Annotated in this window: 18 protein-coding genes and 1 pseudogene; 10 read left to right on the top strand and 9 right to left on the bottom strand. The window is 33.2% G+C overall.

Annotation, left to right across the window (positions count from 1 at the left end):
* Nucleotides 1-188: 188 nt before the first annotated feature.
* Entirely contained in the window at nt 189-530 is a 342-nt protein-coding gene (locus C240_RS06365; protein WP_271492454.1) for a hypothetical protein, read from the bottom strand.
* Nucleotides 531-853: 323 nt separating this feature from the next.
* Here C240_RS06365 and mnmE point away from each other — a divergent pair, with 323 nt between their 5' ends.
* The 10 genes and pseudogenes from mnmE to C240_RS06315 all read left to right on the top strand — a co-directional run.
* On the top strand, nt 854-2,251 hold the full coding sequence (gene mnmE, locus C240_RS06360; RefSeq protein WP_271492452.1) for a tRNA uridine-5-carboxymethylaminomethyl(34) synthesis GTPase MnmE: 1,398 nt from the start codon (nt 854-856) through the stop codon (nt 2,249-2,251).
* Between the two features lie 13 nt (nt 2,252-2,264).
* The gene (gene mnmG / locus C240_RS06355; RefSeq protein ID WP_271492450.1) at nt 2,265-4,172 is read left to right on the top strand and encodes a tRNA uridine-5-carboxymethylaminomethyl(34) synthesis enzyme MnmG; all 1,908 of its coding nucleotides are present in this window, start codon (nt 2,265-2,267) and stop codon (nt 4,170-4,172) included.
* 961 nt (nt 4,173-5,133) lie between these two features.
* Nucleotides 5,134-5,544, top strand: coding sequence for a hypothetical protein (locus C240_RS06350; RefSeq protein ID WP_271492448.1), 411 nt, complete (start codon nt 5,134-5,136; stop codon nt 5,542-5,544).
* A 1,205-nt stretch (nt 5,545-6,749) separates the two neighbouring features.
* A complete protein-coding gene (locus tag C240_RS06345) occupies nt 6,750-7,181 on the top strand; it encodes a hypothetical protein (protein ID WP_271492446.1) in 432 nt (143 codons plus the stop codon).
* Nucleotides 7,182-7,267: 86 nt separating this feature from the next.
* The gene (locus tag C240_RS06340) at nt 7,268-8,242 is read left to right on the top strand and encodes a dimethylarginine dimethylaminohydrolase family protein (RefSeq protein WP_271492443.1); all 975 of its coding nucleotides are present in this window, start codon (nt 7,268-7,270) and stop codon (nt 8,240-8,242) included.
* A 671-nt stretch (nt 8,243-8,913) separates the two neighbouring features.
* Nucleotides 8,914-9,315 carry an isocitrate lyase/phosphoenolpyruvate mutase family protein gene (locus C240_RS06335; protein WP_271492441.1) on the top strand — a complete coding sequence of 134 codons (402 nt, stop codon included), beginning with the start codon at nt 8,914-8,916 and terminating at the stop codon, nt 9,313-9,315.
* Nucleotides 9,312-9,734, top strand: a complete 423-nt coding sequence (locus C240_RS06330; protein WP_333908804.1) for an isocitrate lyase/phosphoenolpyruvate mutase family protein — start codon at nt 9,312-9,314, stop codon at nt 9,732-9,734. Before C240_RS06335 ends, C240_RS06330 begins: the two co-directional genes overlap by 4 nt.
* A 15-nt stretch (nt 9,735-9,749) precedes the next feature.
* On the top strand, nt 9,750-10,808 hold the full coding sequence (locus C240_RS06325) for a bifunctional transcriptional activator/DNA repair enzyme AdaA (RefSeq protein WP_271492440.1): 1,059 nt from the start codon (nt 9,750-9,752) through the stop codon (nt 10,806-10,808).
* 205 nt (nt 10,809-11,013) lie between these two features.
* Nucleotides 11,014-11,973: a GH25 family lysozyme gene (locus C240_RS06320; RefSeq protein ID WP_271492438.1), complete on the top strand. Its 960-nt coding sequence runs from the start codon at nt 11,014-11,016 to the stop codon at nt 11,971-11,973.
* 1,691 nt (nt 11,974-13,664) lie between these two features.
* Nucleotides 13,665-13,781 (top strand): annotated as a pseudogene (locus C240_RS06315) (helix-turn-helix domain-containing protein); the annotation flags it as partial.
* 70 nt (nt 13,782-13,851) lie between these two features.
* Here C240_RS06315 and C240_RS06310 read toward each other — a convergent pair.
* From C240_RS06310 to C240_RS06275, 8 genes are all read right to left on the bottom strand, one after another.
* Nucleotides 13,852-14,256, bottom strand: a complete 405-nt coding sequence (locus C240_RS06310) for a hypothetical protein (RefSeq protein WP_271492436.1) — start codon at nt 14,254-14,256, stop codon at nt 13,852-13,854.
* Nucleotides 14,253-14,711 (bottom strand): hypothetical protein, encoded by a 459-nt coding sequence (locus C240_RS06305; RefSeq protein ID WP_271492434.1) that lies wholly within the window; start codon nt 14,709-14,711, stop codon nt 14,253-14,255. The genes C240_RS06310 and C240_RS06305 overlap by 4 nt, the downstream gene beginning before the upstream one ends.
* The gene (locus C240_RS06300; protein WP_271492432.1) at nt 14,701-15,351 is read right to left on the bottom strand and encodes a hypothetical protein; all 651 of its coding nucleotides are present in this window, start codon (nt 15,349-15,351) and stop codon (nt 14,701-14,703) included. Before C240_RS06300 ends, C240_RS06305 begins: the two co-directional genes overlap by 11 nt.
* Nucleotides 15,352-15,381: 30 nt before the next feature.
* Complete coding sequence (locus C240_RS06295; protein WP_271492430.1) at nt 15,382-16,002, bottom strand: hypothetical protein; 621 nt, start codon at nt 16,000-16,002, stop codon at nt 15,382-15,384.
* Between the two features lie 121 nt (nt 16,003-16,123).
* Nucleotides 16,124-16,441: a hypothetical protein gene (locus C240_RS06290; protein ID WP_271492429.1), complete on the bottom strand. Its 318-nt coding sequence runs from the start codon at nt 16,439-16,441 to the stop codon at nt 16,124-16,126.
* Nucleotides 16,442-16,474: 33 nt separating this feature from the next.
* Nucleotides 16,475-17,461, bottom strand: coding sequence for a hypothetical protein (locus C240_RS06285; RefSeq protein WP_271492427.1), 987 nt, complete (start codon nt 17,459-17,461; stop codon nt 16,475-16,477).
* A 19-nt stretch (nt 17,462-17,480) separates the two neighbouring features.
* Nucleotides 17,481-19,535, bottom strand: a complete 2,055-nt coding sequence (locus C240_RS06280; RefSeq protein WP_271492426.1) for a hypothetical protein — start codon at nt 19,533-19,535, stop codon at nt 17,481-17,483.
* Between the two features lie 19 nt (nt 19,536-19,554).
* Nucleotides 19,555-19,932, bottom strand: coding sequence for a hypothetical protein (locus C240_RS06275; protein WP_271492424.1), 378 nt, complete (start codon nt 19,930-19,932; stop codon nt 19,555-19,557).
* Between the last annotated feature and the right edge of the window lie 17 nt (nt 19,933-19,949).

Here is a 19,949-nt window from a genome sequence, read left to right as displayed (position 1 = left end):
ATATTTTAATACGAAATCATTCTTATCAACGTACAAAAATACGATGATAAAGTAGTTGAAGCATTCGTGCTTCTTCCAGCCTGGTTCTTTTAGGATCAGGTTTTTTTGTTGTTTTTTAATAGATTAGATAAACCAAAATAAAAAAAACAGAAAAAGTCAGCAATCGCTTTTCCTGTTTTCTATTTTAATTAACCAATGTTAGTTTGTGTAAACTGAACAACAGTACCGTACGCAAATATTTCTACTACCCACTTACCTTGATACTCAACATATTTTTCTTCAAAGTGACAATTAATCACCGCATCTGCTTCGTATTCAAAAGCGATCACTTTCAATTGGCGATAGACACCACTGAACACATCATTCGGATTAACTTCTGGTGAAAATAAGTCTGTTTCAATTCGATCTGTTGCAAAAACGATGTCGCGAAGGATATATTTTTTATTCACATTTCCAGTAGATAATGTAATAGCATCTATTCGATTTTCCATTTCTTGTTCTGAAAACCCATCTTTTTTTGCTCGTCTCATAATAAAGACCTCCCCTTCTTAGTATCCTAATTTTACTGATAATACAGAATAAATGCAAAGCTAAAGACCGTGTATAATAAGTAAACAGTGTTGCGAAAATAAAAAAAATATGCTATTCTATGTCAAGAAATTAATAGGAATTGATGCAGTGAAAGTGCTAGATCCAACCTGAAAAAATAAGGGTGGAGTGGGCGCTTTTTTTGTAGCCAAAAACTGTTTTTACATAGTTTTATTGTGTTAATTAGAATCTAAAATACTAGCGAAATTAACTTAAAAGCACCAGTAAATGTTCATTTCAGCTGAACAAAGAAAGGAAGTCAATCATGCAACAAGTTACACTAGAATTTGATACAATTGCAGCTATTTCCACGCCACCAGGTGAAGGAGCAATTAGCATTGTCCGTTTAAGTGGGGACGAAGCGATCTCAATTGCAGCGAAAGTTTATCGTTCAGGCAATAAACAATTACTGGATGTTCCTACACATACGATTCATTATGGATATATTTTTGATCCAAAAGATGATAGTTTGCTAGATGAAGTGATGGTCTCAGTCATGCGGGCGCCCAAAACATTTACGCGGGAAGACGTTGTTGAAATTAACTGTCATGGAGGAATTGTAGTTGTTAATCAGTTATTGCAGCTACTTTTAAGAGAAGGGGCACGTTTAGCTGAACCAGGCGAATTTACGAAAAGAGCCTTTTTAAATGGACGAATGGATTTATCTCAAGCAGAAGCTGTCATGGATCTTATTCGAGCAAAAACAGATAAAGCAATGCATGTGGCACTGGATCAATTAGACGGAAACTTATCTTCATTGATTCGCTCACTTAGACAAGAGATTCTGGAAACCTTAGCACAAGTAGAAGTAAATATTGATTATCCAGAATACGATGATGTAGAAGAATTAACGACAAAATTATTACTTGAAAAAGCTGGTTTTGTTAAAGCGCAGATCGAGGGATTGTTAACCACTGCTAAACAAGGGAAAATCTTGCGAGAAGGCTTGAGTACGGCAATTATTGGTCGACCAAACGTTGGGAAATCAAGTTTGCTCAATCATTTATTACAGGAAGAAAAAGCGATTGTGACAGATATCGCCGGAACAACTCGAGACGTAATTGAAGAGTATGTTAATGTTCGTGGTGTACCTTTGAAACTGATCGATACTGCCGGAATTCGTGAAACAGAAGATATTGTTGAACGTATCGGTGTGGAACGTAGCCGTAAAGCATTGGCGGAATCAGATTTAATATTACTGGTGCTAAACCAAAACGAATCCTTAACCGAAGAGGATAAACAATTATTAGCAGCGACTGATGGTTTAAAACGTGTGATCCTATTAAATAAAATGGATTTACCATCAAAATTAGACCGGGAAGAGTTAGACCAATTAGTTAGTGATGAAGAAATTTTACCAGTCTCCGTTTTATCCAATACAGGAATGGAGCAGCTGGAGCTTAAAATCGCAGATCTATTCTTTGGTGGACAAACAGGCGAAAAAGATGCTACTTACGTTTCAAACACACGACATATCGCTCTATTAGATCAAGCTGCATTAGCTTTAGACGAAGTGATTCGCGGAATAGAAGCAGGTATGCCAGTTGATTTAGTTCAAATGGATATGACACGTTGCTGGGACTTTTTAGGTGAAATTGTTGGAGATAGCGTGCAAGACGAATTAATCACACAATTGTTTAGTCAATTTTGTTTAGGAAAATAGAGAGGAAGAGTCGATGAATCAATTTAAAGCAGAATCTTATGATGTTATTGTCGTTGGCGCAGGTCATGCTGGCTCAGAAGCCGCTTTAGCCTCAGCTCGAATGGGCAGTAAAACATTACTTTTAACCATTAATTTAGATATGGTTGCATTTATGCCATGTAATCCTTCTGTCGGCGGACCAGCAAAAGGTGTTGTCGTAAGAGAGATCGATGCACTAGGCGGTGAAATGGGTCATAATATAGACAAAACATACATCCAAATGCGGATGCTGAACACAGGAAAAGGGCCTGCCGTTCGCGCGTTGCGCGCCCAAGCAGACAAGCATGCTTACGCAACAGAAATGAAACATACAATCGAACGCACAGATAATTTATCCTTGCGTCAAGGAATCGTAGAACGTTTAATTGTTGAAGACGGTATCTGTCAAGGTGTTGTTACAACAACAGGGGCACAATATCATAGTAAAGCGGTCATTATAACGGCTGGAACTGCACTACGTGGTGAAATCATTATCGGTGAATTAAAATATTCTTCTGGTCCTAATAACTCATTGCCGTCAATCGGTTTAGCGGATCACTTAAAAGAATTAGGTCTTGAAATGGATCGTTTTAAAACAGGAACACCACCACGTGTAAAATCAAGTACCATTGATTATTCAGTTACAGAAGAACAGCCCGGAGATGAAAAACCAAATCACTTTAGTTTTAGCACACCTGACAGTGCCTATAACTTAGATCAACGTTCATGCTGGTTGACCTATACTAACGAAGGAACTCACGAAATTATTCAAGACAACTTACACCGTGCACCGATGTTTACAGGGATTGTCGAAGGTGTCGGCGCCCGTTATTGTCCATCAATCGAAGATAAAATAGTTCGTTTTTCTGATAAGCCTCGCCATCAATTATTTTTAGAACCTGAAGGCTTAAATACAGAAGAAGTATACGTACAAGGATTGTCTACATCTTTACCGGAAGATGTTCAGACGGACATTTTACACTCAATAGCAGGCTTAGAAAAAGCTGAGATGATGCGGACGGGTTATGCAATTGAATACGATGTTGTTGTACCTCACCAATTACGTCCAACCTTAGAAACAAAGGTCATTGAGAACTTGTTTACAGCTGGACAAACAAATGGGACTAGCGGCTACGAAGAAGCAGCGGGTCAAGGCTTGATCGCCGGAATCAATGCTGCCTTAAAAGTTCAAGAAAAAGAGCCTTTTGTGATGAAACGCAGTGATGGTTATATCGGAGTGATGATTGATGACTTAGTAACAAAGGGAACTAATGAACCTTATCGTTTACTGACATCAAGAGCAGAATACCGTTTGATTTTGCGCCATGACAATGCTGATTTACGTTTGACTGAACAAGGACATGAGATTGGCTTAGTCAAAGAAGACCGATATAACGCATACTTAGAAAAGAAAAAAGCTGTAGAAACAGAAATCGCCCGCTTAAGTTCAGTTAGAGTGAAGCCTACAGCAGATGTACAAGCATTTTTAGAAGCAAAAGGCTCAGTTCCATTAAAAGATGGCGTACTTGCCAGCGACTTTTTAAAACGCCCGGAAATGACTTATCACGAGGTCCTACAATTTATTCCAAATTCGGAAGAAACATTAGACGAAAAAGTTATTGAACAGGTAGAAATTCAACTAAAATATGAAGGTTATATCAAAAAAGCCTTAGATAAAGTTGAAAAATTAAAACGTATGGAAGCAAAACGTATTCCAGAAAATATTGATTATGAAGCGATTAATGGTTTAGCTACAGAAGCAAAACAAAAATTACAAAAAATTCAACCAGAAACCATTGCTCAAGCAAGCCGTATTAGTGGAGTGAATCCAGCTGATTTGAGTATTTTGATGGTTTATATCGAACAAGGGAAGATAGCGAAAACGACTTCTAAAAGTGAGTAACCATAAGGTTTCAGCTGGTTCAATATAAACCACCATATTTTTAAGTAGGGTATTGAATAGGGTTTTTTAAAATGACATATAGTTTGGAAAATTTTCAGCATCATTTTATTTCGCCTTAGTCACTTTGATATAAATATCCGTTTTGATCTTAGTTGACTTGTGACACAACTTTTGTGAAACATCCTTGATACTAGCACCATTTTCAAAAAGTACCGAAGCATTTGTTTATAGGTAAACTATGAGAACTCAACGCATAAGCTTACAGCTACACAAGTACCAAACGACTTAGGAACTAAGAACGATGGAATTTTTGCGGTAGTAGGTGGCTTTACTAGGCTATGATATGGTTTCCGTACTGGTGTGACGATAGGAGTTACTTGTGTTACTGGTGATGCGTTCAGTAACCTTAAGTATAAGCTTCGTGCTTACTTGCGTGTAGATGTACAAACGATTCATGAACCACACTTCATTATTCTTGATGATATCAAGTAAAAATAGTGATTAAGTGAGTGGTGTTTAGGTATATTTTTTTCCTAATTTAGTAGAAAATAGCATAGAAAGATAATAACTATAAGGTAGATAAGTAGAGAGGTGTTCTTTTTGAAAGAGCATCTCTTTTTCCCTTTATATCAATGTTTATAATGTTCCTGATCCCAATATTTTCAATCAAACTTGTTGAACGGGATATTGGTGGATGGGGTCAACTCCGAAGATGTGAGTACTTATGCACGATCTTCCCTTCCCTCTATAGTGGTCACAAATTGAAAGGAAGGAACGATACAGCCCTTCCTTCGCAGAACTATCGTTTTGTAAATGAGCTTTTTTTAGATATAAACATTGATATAACAGTATTTAACTTCAAAAAATAAGTGTAAAAAAGAGGGGAAATTGCATTTTTTTAAAAGTATATTTTGTTGTTTATTTTTGTTATAATGAAATAAATATAAAAGGAGGCGTTTTGATGGATGAGATTATGAATAAGATTAATGAGTGGGGAATAACCAAGATTATCATTGTTGCTATTATCGTATTAATGGCATTAGTGTTGGTTGGATTTTTGATAGAGAAACTAATTTTGTTTGCACTAAGAAAATTAGATGATGTCAAAGTATATAAAGAAGATAAATTAATAAAAAAATTATTGAAGACTAAAAGAAGAATGAATAAGAGTTATCATGATCCGAAAAATGGACAGATGTATTATGCATGCGAATATTGGAAATGGCAAGAAAATAAATTTTATAGTCTTGATGAAGCTTGCAAAAATAGACCAGATTTAGAAGTAACCAAAGTTATTAGCACAGACCTCAAAAAAAGAAACAATAAACCAAGAAGATATAAAAAACAAATAAGAGCTTATTTCTTAACATGATATTTTTTGAGATATAGGCAAAAACAGCTATTTTCTTGAAATTTATATCAATGATTAAATATTTTTAAATGCCTCCAGCTAACCGTTAAAATTGAATACAGAATATATAAAATATACGTGATTCGTTTTAGTATAAACCTTATATAAAAATCTATGAATCAATATTCATGATTATTAGGTATTTAACTATTCGAGTATATCGATAGCAAAGGTACAACCTTAAAACGTTCATACACTAATGTTTAAAGCTTGTTCAATATGCATCGATAATTTCTAGTTCTAATGTTGAAGGAAATCAAGCTAGTGATTCTAAGCCGATTACTTAAAACAGATTAGATAAATAATATTTAAAAATAAAGTAAAAAGCTTTTCTGAAAAGAGGAGTTTTTTATTTTGCTCGTGGTAATTGATATATTTTTGACTAAGATTTTGACTAAGAAAAATATTTTCTCAGTGGTGTATACTGGTAAAATTTAGGTTATTTTTTGTTTTAAAATGCTTGTATGATGCGTAATGCCTAGTAGTGGCTGTGAAAGTACCGAATATATCGAACAAGGCAAGATAGCGAAGGTACAACCTCAAAACGTTGATGTAGCAGTAGTTCTGAGTTGTTCAATATAAACCCCAATTGTATTGAATAAACTTTTTTAAAAAGCCATGTATTGTAAAATTTTTTCGGCTATTTCGCCTCGCTCTCTTGTGTGATTGAGAAATAGTAGAAATATCTATATACATTTCTATTATTTCATTTCTTTTTGATATATAATTAATTGAAGAATAATAACATACGTGCTACTATTTACTGAAATAAAAAAGTATACATACCCCACAAACTGGTTCGATTCCAGTCTTTTAAAAAAATAATGTATGATGCAATCTTTACTAACCTAATATGGGAGCTTGTCACTTTGGTTTTCAAAACATATTGTGAGGTGAGTTGTGTGGAAAAGAGTACCCTTATTCTTTTGTCACTAGTCGTTATTGGTTGCTTTGGTAAGTTGTGGGGTCATACATAAACATATGCAATCGCGTTCTGTAACAGAGTTAGCGATTGCAATTTTACGGAGCTTGTAACTGAGCTCTTTTTTGTTTTTTATTTTTTAGAGTAATACTTGAAAGTAAATAACGCAATAAAGTATCGTTTTATTTGTTTTGAATAAAAGTTTAATTATAATTAAAAGTAACAAGAATGAAGGGGTAAAAATATGATAAATGAAAAATTATTACTTTCAAAGACTTTTTCAAAACAATTAAATATCGGTACAGCACTCTCAACCTTCATTGAAAATATACTTGGAGTATTCGGTGATGGCACAGTTGTTTTCGATCGCAAACCAATCACCTTTTCCGAATATTTTTACGTGGAATTAATTACTTTTTCAAATGGATGCCAAGTTAGAACTAGTTTGCGGAGAGATCCAACGACACTTGAAATTGAAGCACTAGCATTTTCTGAACCTAACCAAGCTTATTTATCTGAACTGGATTCTGCTGAACTGAGTATGATGTGTTCTTTAGTTAAAAAGGAGCGAGCACAGATAGTCGGTCAAAAATATTCAGAAGTAGACCAAAAAGAACTAGATATTATTTCTTCTTTACTTGCGAAACTAAAAATAATCACTGGTGAAATTATTTAAAATATTTTTTGTTTCATGTGAAACATTTTCTTTGCAAAAACCTTATTATAACAAGAATTAACCAACTATAATTGGAGTGAGAATAAGTGAAAACCAATTTTGTAGAAAGTGAATTTGCACCATTGAAAAGAGTTGTTTTAGCTCAGTCACAATTTTACATCCCTGATGAAAATCAAAACTTAGACACAAATTTTTTATCTGAAACAAATCTTAATTTATTCAGTAACAAAGCTGGAGACATAGCTGAACTTTATCCCGAAATGCAAGAAAAATGGGAACTTGAAAAGGTACGAATGGAACAATTACTAACTTCTTATGGTGTAGAAGTGATCAGACCACGAATGTTATCGGAATACGAAAAAACGGTAGGGAAAGAATCAGGTACTGGCTATGCCAATTTCTTTTCAAGAGATCCTTTTTTTACTGTGGGAAATTTTATCGTTGAAGGAAATTTACGATTTGCTCACCGACGTTTAGAAATATTACCAATTCGAGACATTTTGCTGACTGAATCGAATCATTCAGAAGCTTTCTATTTAGCAGCGCCTCAACCTGATATTTCAGATGGACCAGAAAGTGAAGTAGGACCATTTTTAGAAGGCGGTGATGTTTTAGTTTATGGAAAAACTATTTTCGTCGGTTATTCCGGTTTAGCAAGTAATCTAACTGGTATCCATTGGCTGGAAGCTCTTTTAGCTCATTGGGACTATAAAGTTGTTCCTATCCGCTTGCATCCAGATATCTTACACTTAGATTGTGCTTTAAGTATGGTTCGAGATGGTTTGATGATCTATTGCGAAGAGGCTTTTTTAGACGGATTACCTGAAGAATTAAATGCTTGGGACAAAATAAATATTACTTTAAAAGAAGCATCTCTATTAATGGCAAATGGACTTCCGATCAATGAATCAGTCTATATTACAGATCAATCATTTACCAAATTAATTACAGATTTAGAAGCTTATGGGGTAAAAGTAGAATCCTTGGATTATGAAATCTCCCGAATTTTTGGAGGTTCATTCCGCTGTACAACTCAAGCTTTATTAAGATCAGAAAAATAATGATAGATTAACAATTGAAATAAGCAAAAATTGGTAAAAAAGCAAATTCAGTTTTTTATCAAAAAAACGTAATAAAGAAACCAACTTTTATACACAAAATAGTCACAATTCAGAGTTATTATATATTCATACCAAACAAACAACCCTAACAAAACACTTTTTCATTTTTTAACTCCTTTTCCCGCCTTTCCCCAGAAGGCGGGTATTTGCTGCGAATCACTACACTTCGTTACGATCTCATCAATTTCTAAGAGCTAAAGCTCAAAGAATTGAAGGACTACGATTGGCTTTGCCAGAGTAGATGATGAGCAGTACTTGGCGAGCGCAGTCGAGCGAAGTTACCTTTCTAATAGTCTCCAACACTTCGTTACGATCTCATCAATTTCTAAGAGCTAAAGCTCAAAGAATTGAAGGACTACGATTGGCTCTGCCAGAGTAGATGATGAGCAGTACTTGGCGAACGAGATAACTATCCTTGAAACCCCTCCATTATTTTTCCGCCTTTATAAAATTCTATAAACCCAAACTTCAAGAAAAGAAATACTAAGACAGCAATTCCCTTTTCTACAAATCCCTTTAATTTAGTAAAAAAAATTGATGTTCATTTTTCGAAAGAACCTTCTATTAAGCAGTAGTAAAATAGAGATACAAAATGAAGGGAATGATTATCAATGAAAAAAAATAAAGTAGCATATTTCAGAGAAGTACATAAAAAAGATAAACCCATTGTATTATTAAACATTTGGGATGTAGCAAGCGCGCATGAGTTATCCACTCAAAAGATCAACTTAATTCCAACTGGTAGTTACGCAATGTCTGATTATTACGGCTATCAAGATGGCGAGCAGATGCCATTTAATGAAATACTAGATTATGTAAAACAAATGGATCCAATAAATAATTACATCACAGTAGATATAGAAGCAGGTTATGCAGCAAATTTGGCTGAGTTAGCCAAGAACATTGAGACAATCGTAAAAAGTGGCGTAGTTGGGATTAACATTGAAGATAAAAAATCAAATACAGATGCACTTTATTCTGTAGAGGAACAAAGTGAACGTTTAGTTACATAAAACAAAAGCTTGCAACTCTTAAAAAGGACCTGTTTATCAACGTTAGGACAGATACCTATTTTACTGGCGATAGTAATGAAAACAATCAAAATGAACAGATCTTGGATCAAACAATCACTAGAATCAAAGCCTATGAAAAAACAGGAATAGATGGTATTTTTATACCAGGTTTAAAAAATAAAGAACATATCAAAAAAATTGCAGCACAAACAACATTACCAATTAATATTATGTTGGATATCAAGGAAGATTCAATCTCAGACTACTTAAACATTGGCGTTTCAAGAATCAGCTTTGGTCCTGCTATCTATCTGTTTTATAATGAAAATAAAGATATAGATGAATTTTATCCTTCGATATTGGCTCGTTTCGCTAAGTATGAGGAACAAGATTCCATTGAACTACTTAAACTAACCTAGAAAGGAGAGGATCTTATGATTGGTGAAAGAGAAAAAAAGCAATACTACCAAGCCTTAGTAGCAAAAGATTCCACGTATGACGGAATTTTCTTTGTAGGTATAAAATCAACAGGTGTATTTTGCCATGCAACTTGTCCAGCGAGAAAACCTAAATATGAAAACTGTACTTTTTATGAAACTGCTGAAGAAGCTCTTTTATCAGGTTATCGTCCGTGTAAACGCTGTAAACCATTATCTTATCCAAGGGAAATTCCGCCATTGGTACAACAAATGGTAGAGTTGGTGGAAGAAAACCCGGAAAAACGCTGGAAAGACCAAGATTTTGCTGAATTGGGCATTCATTCAATGACAGCAAGAAGACAATTTAAAAAAGTGTACGGCATGACCTTTGTCCAGTACGCACGCTCAAGAAGGATGGGCATGGCCTTGAAATCAATCAAAAATGGTGAAAAACGCATTGATACGCAATTAGATGTGGGGTACGATTCTCCCAGTGGTTTTTATGATGCCTTTTCAAAAATCATGGGTAGAAATCCCAAACACTCTGATGAGATTAAAATTTTATCAGCTGATTGGATTGATACAATTCTTGGACCGATAATGAGTATTGCAGATGATAACTATTTGTACCTATTAGAATTTGTTGATCGCCGTGGTTTAGAACGAGAGATTGAGCGTTTACGCAACCGAATGAATGCGTCAATTGTTCCTGGGAAAACGAAGATCAATGAGCAGATCAAAACAGAGTTAGAATTATACTTTGAGAAAAAACTGGATCATTTTGAAACGCCGTATATCTGTCTTGGGTCTGATTTTCAAAAAAGTGTCTGGCAAGCTTTAACACAAATTGAACGAGGCAAAACGTCTTCATATAAAGAACTAGCAACAGTGATCGGTAATCCTAACGGCATGCGGGCTGTCGGTAATGCCAATGGAGCCAATCAACTGGCGATTATTATTCCTTGTCATCGTGTAATCCAAACTGATGGCAGCTTAGGCGGCTACGGCGGAGGAATCGAACGGAAAAAATGGTTGCTAAAACATGAAAAAGAGTATGAAATAACGAAAGAATAAATAAAAAGCGATGCGTCCATTTTTACGATGGAACATTGCTTTTTTTATATATTTAGCTTAAAAAAATAAAATTCGTTATTTTATAAAAATTCAAATCAAGACAAAAAAGTAACTATTTTGGTCTAAATGATTTATAAAAACATGTTAATGTAGAGCTGTAGTTAAATAAACGTTTAAAATCTTAAAAGAAAGAGTGGTAAAGAAATTGAAAAAATTGCTATTGAATTTATTACTTGTTGGTTTAAGTGGAGCAGCTTTCTTATCGGCGACAACGAGCGCAAGTGCTCAAAATATCGATATAACTGAAGCGAATAACAATGTCATGGGAAATAACATGAAAAAAGTAGAAGGTGCTAGAAGCAAACGTTCTATATCTGATCCAACGTTGTTACCAAGAATGGATTTCATTGATATTTCTTCATGGAATGGCGAGCTTTCTGTTGAATCGTTTGAAATGATGAAGTCCCAAGGTGTTAAAGGTGTGGTGGTAAAATTAACGGAATATACTACGTACAAAAATCCTTTTGCTAAAATTCAAATAGAAAATGCTAAAAAAGCAGGTTTAACCGTTTCTACGTATCACTATTCTTGGTTTGTAGATGAACAAAAAGCGGTAGAAGAAGCCAATTACTTTGCTGATTTTGCAGAAGAACTAGGCTTGAACAAAAATACAGTGATGGTTAACGATGCTGAAGAAGCTGAAATGATTCCGGCAGATGTAACAATCACCTCAACAGCTTTCAAAAACCAATTGAACAAACGCGGATTTAGCAATGTTATTCATTACAGCATGGCAAGCTGGTTCACCAATAATTGGCTGGAGTTTGATGTTTTAGGTAAGGAAAATAGCTGGGTAGCCGAATGGCCGAAAAATCCATCAAGTGATAATCTCTTACACTCAGATACAGCAGCTTGGCAATGGAGTTCACAAATTGAATTTGCAGGGATTTCAGGAGTGTTTGATGTTAACGTAGATTATTTAGGCAGATTTACTAATGCACTGGAATTTAAATTAGGCACATATACCAAACCTGTTCAGTATTACCAAGGCGAAAGAGTTGCTTACCAAGGGAAAAATTATACTGTTACTCAAACACATAAAAATTATGGTGATCCAAATGGAGTACCAGGAGTAGCGAAGGATTTATTTGAATTAGCGGAATGATTTAGATGAAAAACTAGTATGGAAACAGTAGTTACTTTGCTGTGGGTCCATGCTAGTTTTTTTAGAGTAGTTATCTTGAGGTCTTCTTGAACAGCATCTATATAAGCATAATGAAGAAATAAAAAATTAATATGATACATGATTAAAATCAATTTCTGATTTTCTAAAATAAATGAAATCGGATTAGAAAAAACATTAGTAAAGGTTAAAATTGTAAAAATAGCAGTAAATAATTATTTAATAAAGATAGACTGTTGACTAATAAAGGAAGCCATACAGTCAATTTTTATTAATTACAATATAGTGAATGAATAATCATTTTAGAAAAAGACAAAAATAAAAAATTATTGAATGCTTTTTTCTGTGACTAACTCTTTATCAATACTTTTTTGGGAATATTCTTTAGGGAATCTATATTTCATAAATGAAATAATTAGATATCTTGCTGAATAGATTGATATGAAGTATATACAGAATATCAACAATAACAATAAGAGATAAGGATTCTTATTGAATAATCCGATAGATCCTATTCCTATAAAAATTGAGTATAAAAATATATTTTTTCCTTCCAATAAAATGCTTTGATTTTTATATTTCTCTTCAAGCTGTTTTGATTTTTCGGAATCTTTATGTGAGACCTTGTTTTTTATTTTAAATAAAATATTTAATAAAGAATATAAGAATAAAACAAGTGGAATTATAAATAAAAATTTGTTAATTAACACGTCAGTTTTAGTTAATAGTTGTTCACTAGAAATAAAATAATTGTATCCAACTACGATTATTAGGTATGAAAAAGTCCACCTGTAAAATATATAAAAGCTTCATAAGTTCTTATTCTTGATAAAAAGAAGGAGGCTACTTGTATAAAAAGCATGAGTATGAAAAAATAAAATGCTATTTTAAAAATTATAGAGCTTTGGTATATTTCAGTATTTGATTTTTTTATATACATGAAAAAAATAAAGGTACTTATGATGCTCGCTTTGATTAAAAACTTCATGCTTTTTATATCAGAATAATTTAATGTGTATTTTAGCGGTAATATAAACAAGTAATAATCGTCTGCAGTATTTTTCAAAGTCCTCTCTCCTTCATTCTTAGCCGAATGCCCATTTTCCAATGTGTATATTGGAATCCATCGCTGTATTAACAGTTTTGCTTAGGAATCTTTTAGAGTCCGTTAGTACTTGATTAGTTTTTTCTTTAGAAACATTTGCAATTTCTTTTGGTTGGGGGAAAAATCTGGATAAATTTCATAGACTTCATAACGGAGCGACTAGGTTTCGCAAAAATCAAATTTTATAACGATAGTTTAATTTAAGATACATTCTATCTAATGATAACACAAAGGAAGAATAATTTTTGTCAAATAAGAAAAGAGTAAAAAAGTACTACGAAATAGTAATTTTTTACTCTGCGAATAGTTACGTATTAAATTTTTTTGTCTTAATTCATCAAGTTGTTTTTCCATTTTTGGTAGTATTTGCGAAAAGTCGTTATGAAACGAAGAGAAGATTTTGGAGTAAGCATAATAATCGCTTGCGATCTTTTTTTTATTGATTGGCATTTGTTTATCACTAAAAAAATCATTTAGTAGATTCAGTGTATTTTGCCAAGAGTTGAGTTGATCTAAAAGATCGTGTAATGAGTAGATATCTTGATGGCTGACATCTTCATGGTAACTATCAATCGTTAATAAATTAGCGAATAATAAAAGAGAAAAGGTCTATTTACCGCATATTGAAAGGATAGCTGATGCCTTAGATATTAGTGATATATCTGAGATAATTCGATTAAAATAAAAAACATGTGTAAATATCCTAGTTACGATATTTACATATGCTTTTTATTATACTGTTTGAAAAGATGTTTTTATTCAGTAGCTCTAGAAATGGCGCTTTTATAATTATAATATCTAACCATAAATACTATAACGCAAATAACTAATATAATCTCAAAAAGGCCGTAGTTAAAGAAAATCATGTTCTGGCTCACAACAGAGCCTAAACTTGCAAAGCCAACACCTAAACAGCTTATAAAGATTAGCCATGCAATTATAGCAGATAGGCTAGTCTTCATTTTATTAATTAAATAAATTGTTATGATACCTTGGAGGAGTGATCTGAAGATTACTCCTCCAAACGGTGTACTGCTTGCAACAGTTGTCGTCATAATGAATAATGCCCAAGCAACTGTTTTAAGCATAGTAATTACTTGCATTACTAGTAAAACGTTTAACATGTTATCTAGTTTATTTAGTGAAATACTTACTTTCATGCAGTTGTCTCCGTAGTTTCATTTTCAGTATATTCAATTTCTCTACAAAAATGAATAACTAAATCATAATCTTTAGGTGTTATCTCTTGATCTTCGTAGCGATCATTACCAAAATCAATTAAATCAAGTCTGGCATTTTTAGGTGATAACTCTTGGTAACAATTTTTATTTGTTCTCAAAAGCCCTTGGAAATAAGGCTTTCCAAAAACAGAAAGTGTTACACCTATTTCAACTTCTTTGATTGGTTTTCCTGTTTGGTTAACTAAGAGATATTCTAAAACCATATTACCTTCTTGGATTGTCATGTTTCCTGCCAAAATGACTAGTTCATTAGAAGGAAGAGTAGTTTTTTGATGGTCTAGAAAGGCTTGCCAAGCATTGATATAGTCTCGGTTTTCAACCATAAGTTTGTATTCGGGTATTTCTTGTAGATACTTTGACCATTCAATTTTCATTATTATTGTCCACCTTTTCTCCGTTAATTTCTAGGTCAGTGATGTCGAAACTTAAATCAGCTACTTTAATATCTCGCAATTTAGGCTCATATTCTATCGGAGCGGAAATATTCATAGGGAATGCAACTATCCCTTTGTATGGTAATAAGCCCAGTTCATTCTCTGACAAAGTAATATCTAAAGGTGGGACGTTCTCGATTGTTTTGAATTTTGGTGTTCCTATTATATGAATTGAATGAATATCTTTGTTGAAATTATTTACTAAAAAGTAATTTATGGTTAAGGTTTCTTCACTTAAATTGTATTGAATACCAAATGGGAGTACTTCTATTTTTTTATTTTGAGAGATTCTATCTTTATAATTATCAAAATTATTTATTATGGTAGTATCAAAATTCTGAAGTAAAGATGTTGATGCTGTTTGATTTTTTTTTTGAAAGTCCATAATATAAAAATGGTAGTCCCCTAGATTATACCCATGTTCAATTATGTCCAAATGTTTTTTACTAATCGTTTGCCCTTCACTAGTGCCAGTTTCTTTGTGTTCCTTATCTGTAGCAATTTTCTCACTTACACATCCACTTAGAAATATTAGAAGAGAGATCATTAAACATAATTTAAGTATTTTTTTTAATGTCATTTTTCTTTTCTTTCCCTTCTCTTAGTACTTTTAAAGATCTATATTGATATCTATTAATTCTATTCTCCCACCAGATACGCTAATCCCGACTAAGCCAGGAGTCCCTACTTTTATTCCATCTGCTGCTAGCTTTGCTTTTATTTCTGCAGATAGAATAGTTACATCAATACCAGCTTTATAACGATACAAATCATCTTCTGAAAATATATACTCAAAATTGAATTCTGCCAAGTTTGCTCCTAAGGTTACTTCAGCTCCTTTTTGATTTATTGATGCGGAACCAGAAGCATTTCCTATACTATAGTTCATATTGCCAGTATCACCCTGTACCATATTTACTCCCATAGATGCATTTGCACCAAATCCTGAACTCATAGAGCCTTCTGTTCCAGCTTTTATATTCTTATCTAATGATGCAGAGGGGTTGAGTAGATTGGCATCAGCCGATGTCTCAAAGTTAAAGAAGCTGATATTATTCTCTAAATCAACATACTTCACTTTGTATTTCCCGTTTTCGATAACTAGTAGAGCTTTCTTATTATCCACATCTTTACCAGAAAGTTCATTTGCCTGATGCATATAATATTTTAATACTTCTGCAATATCTTCATCGCTTAAATTACGATAATGTTTACGTATTTCTTTTAACATTTCTTCTTCAGTTAGTAAAACTCCTTTATGTGCAAAACGATTAGCGATATCTCTGAAATAATACGGCTAGTACAGCTAAAAAAGTGTAGTTATCACAAACAATGATAACCACACTTTTTAGTTATATTAGAGCCAAATACCCTTTGGTACCAGCAGATGGACTAGTAGAACTACTAGCCAAGGTAGCGGTATTTTGATTCATCAAATCACTAGCCTGTTTGTCTGCTTCTTCGAATGCCTCAGCCATGCTATCTACATAAGTATTCAATTGTTTTAAACTTTTTCCTAAATGTTTATTACAGTTGCTTAATTGTTTCATAGCATTTTCTAAGACAGATTTACTATCATCGGTTATAGAGGTACTAATAGATTCCATAATTTCTGGTAAATCGTTTGATATAATCGTAGTTTTGATAGTGCCTACTTCAATTTTTTGCATGGTTTTACCTCACATTTATTATAGTTTAAGCTGTTAATTTTCTTTTTCTGAAAACCATTTTAAAAAGTCTTCAATAGAATGGATTGTGTGTTCCTCGTTATCTGTACTATATTTAGAATCAAGGACTACACCTTCCCAAGGATCTGTATTTTTAGGAACTAATAATTTAGCAAGTTCTTCTGCAGACGGAGGAGCTTGAGAATAGTCAATGTAACCAAATCCATCATTGTCAAAGATTTTTTTTGTTTCTGGATATTTTTCTTCTAAAGCAATTGATTTTGGATTTTCTTTTTTATTTCCTATTAGGATTTGTTGATTGGGGTTAGTTAGGGAAACAAAAAAACCACTATTATCAACGACCTTTCTATCTTGAAAATTTGTAACTGAAATAAATTTATATTCTTTTGGTACTTGGTTAGCTTCAGCAGTTTTCTTTAATATTTCTTGATCCATTTCTGCTTCTTTAAATATTTTTTCATCAGATAAATCAAGATAGAAACTTTCATTAACTGCATGGATTGAGAAGTTAACGAAATTCTCATCATAAGTAAAACTATATATATTATCTACTGTATAATTTTTATTGATCTCTTTAACTTTTTTTTGTAAATCGATATCTTTTATTTTTTTTATTGATTGTCTTTCAATTGAATATATTTCTAATTGATATGTTACAGAAAAATCAGGCTTATTCCCACCATTCATTGGAGAAAAACGTTCTTGATTTATAAGAATTAATTTTGTTAATCCAATAATAGGAGAAGTTGTTTCATATTCAATACTTTTATTACTTTCATAATAATTTTTAGGTAATTTTGTGCTCTTAGCACTAACCAATAACCATGTATTGTCATTCAGCCAATCTATTCCAGTGATATCTGGTTTTAAACCAGTTATCCATCGTTCAGTAATTTCAAGGATATCAAATTCTTCTTTCTTTTTTGATTCCTTTAAGAAAAGAAAGAAGATGAATCCGATAATTAAGATTAGGATAAATATTGAGATATATTTTTTTTTCATTTATAGTTTCTCCCTAAGCCTATTTGTTTTTAGGATCCATGAACCATTTACTTGCTTCTTTAGCGAGTTTCTCTTTATCATTTAAATTTGTACTGTTAATTGCATCTCTTAAAACATTCTGTATTTGGTCAATATTTACTTTGGACAAATCTCCACCATTTTTAATGAAATTTATTACAGGGAGAATATCTTTATTTTTCTCGCCTTTATTTTTTAAAGCATTTAATATCTCGCCTTTGGCATTATTATTCAGTTGGTTAAAGAAACTTTGATATCCATTCTCTGTAAAATCTATAAGTCTAAGTTGTTGTTCAAAAGTCATCTTATCCACTGGTGTTAGCAAAGTATGTGTTGTTGTATCATTCTGTTTGATTTCAAGTCCACCAATGTCTAATATATTATGAAGAACTTTCATTTCTTGCGCATCAATATCTTTAGTCATTTGATCCCAATTGGCCCATAGATCTGCAATTCCCCCCATAATATCTCCTGCACCGCCACGAATCTTATTTTTTATATTATTATCATAGTTGTTTTTCCAAACTTTGAATCCTTCAGTATCATCTCCAAAGCGTTGCTTTTGGTAAGTGATTATTCCTTTATCAAACAGTTCATTCATACTTTTCGTTTGATTTAGGCTGCTGCTGACAGTTCCTGCAGCATTAGCAATTGCTGAAACAATTCCAATGACACCTGCTACTTCTGGTGCAAAAATTCCTAGACCAACAGTAACAGAGGTTAATAAGACTTCTTGAACGAATTGAGCTTTTTTAGTTCGTAGATCTGCTAACTTTTGGTTATCTTCGGCTTTAGAAAAATCAAATATCTCATCGTAGCGGATGCTGGCAATTTCTTTTACACCATTTTTTAATCCATATTCCTCATACCCAACAAGAGATTTGTAATTCTTTAAATCAAAAGAAACGTTACCATCTTTTCCAAAATTTAAACCCTCTAATTTTGAATAGTAGTTTACCCATTGAGAGCCAAATCCCCAGTCCTCCATAGTCCTTTTTACAGGATTTAAAACATACAATGATTCAAAAAGTGTATCCACAGAACGTACTTTATCATATCGAGCGAGTAAATCTGGATCATTATTATCTAACATTAGAATTACCCCAAGTTGAGCAAATTGAAGTGCAGTTTGTTCGGAGAATTTTTCCAGATATTTGGCAACTCTCTCTCCTGCCCCTTCACCAGTTTGCGAAAGTAATGCACTTAAGAATTTTTCTAAATCAGCCGGAGCATCCTCCCCCAAAGTAACTTGATCAATTACTTTATTTGTTAAAACACCATGGAGCTGATCGCTGAGTTGATTTGGATCTAGTTTGAATAGCTTGTCATATTCGCCTTCACCTAAATAATTTAGTGCTTCTACATCCTTTTTATTCATTTTACCAGAAACTATAGCATTACCAAAGCCCTGTGAAATAAGTTTTATCATATTTGCTGGTTTCAATCCGCTTTTTGGGTCAGTCAAATTCATCGTATTTTCAATGGAAGTCAAACATTGTGCTAACTCACTGGCTACTTCTTCTAATTTTGATTTAAAAGCTGTTTGTGCTTGTTGGACTGTTGATCGAGTATTTTTTATTTCATTTGTCTTACCTTGTAAATCTGTATGGAGTGTATTCAAGAGAGTCTCTACTTTAGAATCTGGTACCTCGGGCAATACTCCAGCTATTTCAGTAATAACAGATTTTATGTCATTCGCTTTTTCTTCAAACGTTTGGAATTCCGTATTCGTTACTTTCTGGCAATAGTCTTCTTCTACAACGGGTTTTGTTGATTTTATTAAATTATCAAAACCTGCTCCTTTTAAAGCGGAATGATAATTTTGTAATGCTTGTGCGAAATTTGTTGTCGCTTCTGGTAGTTTTGCGAAAGCATCAGATTTTAATTGATTCATAACACCAACAAACTGATTAACAGAGTCTGCTGCTGATCCTTCAAGTTTTGCACTAAAGGTCGTTTGAGCTGAACTTGAAGCACTTGTCATAGAGGAGCTATACTGCTTGATCTTTGATCCTAGCTCTTCTAAATCATTAATTTGTTCAATTTTTACTGCCATGTTATGCCTCCTTTGTTTATCATTTGTTTTTTGCTTTTTCTGCTTTTTCTTTTGCCTCGGCAACTTTTCTTGCTGCTTCGGCTTTTTCAGCTGCAACAGCTACTTTATACTGTCCCTCTAGATTTTCTAGATCGGTTTCTAGTTTGCCAATTTTAGTGGCTAAAGCTTCCAAAGCAGAACTCTTTTCACTCGTTACACTACTTTTAAAAGTAGTAAAACTTTCTTTTACATTTTCGTGTTGTTCTTTATATTTTGTCCCAGCCATACCATCTGTATTTCTCGTGACAGACATCTTTCCAGGCATTGATTTCCCGGAAAGCTTTGTTTGTAAAGATTGTAATTGTGCTTTTTCTTGGCTGACGTAATTCATTGCACTTCGTATACTTGCTGAACTCATCTATTGTTCACCCCATT

This window comes from Enterococcus sp. 5H, from assembly GCF_028128615.1.
In the GTDB taxonomy this organism is placed as follows: domain Bacteria; phylum Bacillota; class Bacilli; order Lactobacillales; family Enterococcaceae; genus Enterococcus_L.
The sequence above is the reverse complement of the archived record's forward strand: the minus strand, read 5'-3'. Positions and strand labels throughout refer to the sequence as shown.

Excerpts from the sequence above, each read along its gene's own strand:
- mnmE (WP_271492452.1), top strand. The coding sequence starts at position 854 with ATGCAACAAGTTACACTAGAATTTGATACAATTGCAGCTATTTCCACG.
- mnmG (WP_271492450.1), top strand. The coding sequence starts at position 2,265 with ATGAATCAATTTAAAGCAGAATCTTATGATGTTATTGTCGTTGGCGCA.
- C240_RS06300 (WP_271492432.1), bottom strand. The coding sequence starts at position 15,351 with ATGACATTAAAAAAAATACTTAAATTATGTTTAATGATCTCTCTTCTA.
- C240_RS06345 (WP_271492446.1), top strand. The coding sequence starts at position 6,750 with ATGATAAATGAAAAATTATTACTTTCAAAGACTTTTTCAAAACAATTA.
- C240_RS06295 (WP_271492430.1), bottom strand. The coding sequence starts at position 16,002 with ATGTTAAAAGAAATACGTAAACATTATCGTAATTTAAGCGATGAAGAT.
- C240_RS06350 (WP_271492448.1), top strand. The coding sequence starts at position 5,134 with ATGGATGAGATTATGAATAAGATTAATGAGTGGGGAATAACCAAGATT.
- C240_RS06310 (WP_271492436.1), bottom strand. The coding sequence starts at position 14,256 with ATGAAAGTAAGTATTTCACTAAATAAACTAGATAACATGTTAAACGTT.
- C240_RS06305 (WP_271492434.1), bottom strand. The coding sequence starts at position 14,711 with ATGAAAATTGAATGGTCAAAGTATCTACAAGAAATACCCGAATACAAA.
- C240_RS06285 (WP_271492427.1), bottom strand. The coding sequence starts at position 17,461 with ATGAAAAAAAAATATATCTCAATATTTATCCTAATCTTAATTATCGGA.
- C240_RS06290 (WP_271492429.1), bottom strand. The coding sequence starts at position 16,441 with ATGCAAAAAATTGAAGTAGGCACTATCAAAACTACGATTATATCAAAC.
- C240_RS06335 (WP_271492441.1), top strand. The coding sequence starts at position 8,914 with ATGAAAAAAAATAAAGTAGCATATTTCAGAGAAGTACATAAAAAAGAT.
- C240_RS06275 (WP_271492424.1), bottom strand. The coding sequence starts at position 19,932 with ATGAGTTCAGCAAGTATACGAAGTGCAATGAATTACGTCAGCCAAGAA.
- C240_RS06280 (WP_271492426.1), bottom strand. The coding sequence starts at position 19,535 with ATGGCAGTAAAAATTGAACAAATTAATGATTTAGAAGAGCTAGGATCA.
- C240_RS06325 (WP_271492440.1), top strand. The coding sequence starts at position 9,750 with ATGATTGGTGAAAGAGAAAAAAAGCAATACTACCAAGCCTTAGTAGCA.
- C240_RS06365 (WP_271492454.1), bottom strand. The coding sequence starts at position 530 with ATGAGACGAGCAAAAAAAGATGGGTTTTCAGAACAAGAAATGGAAAAT.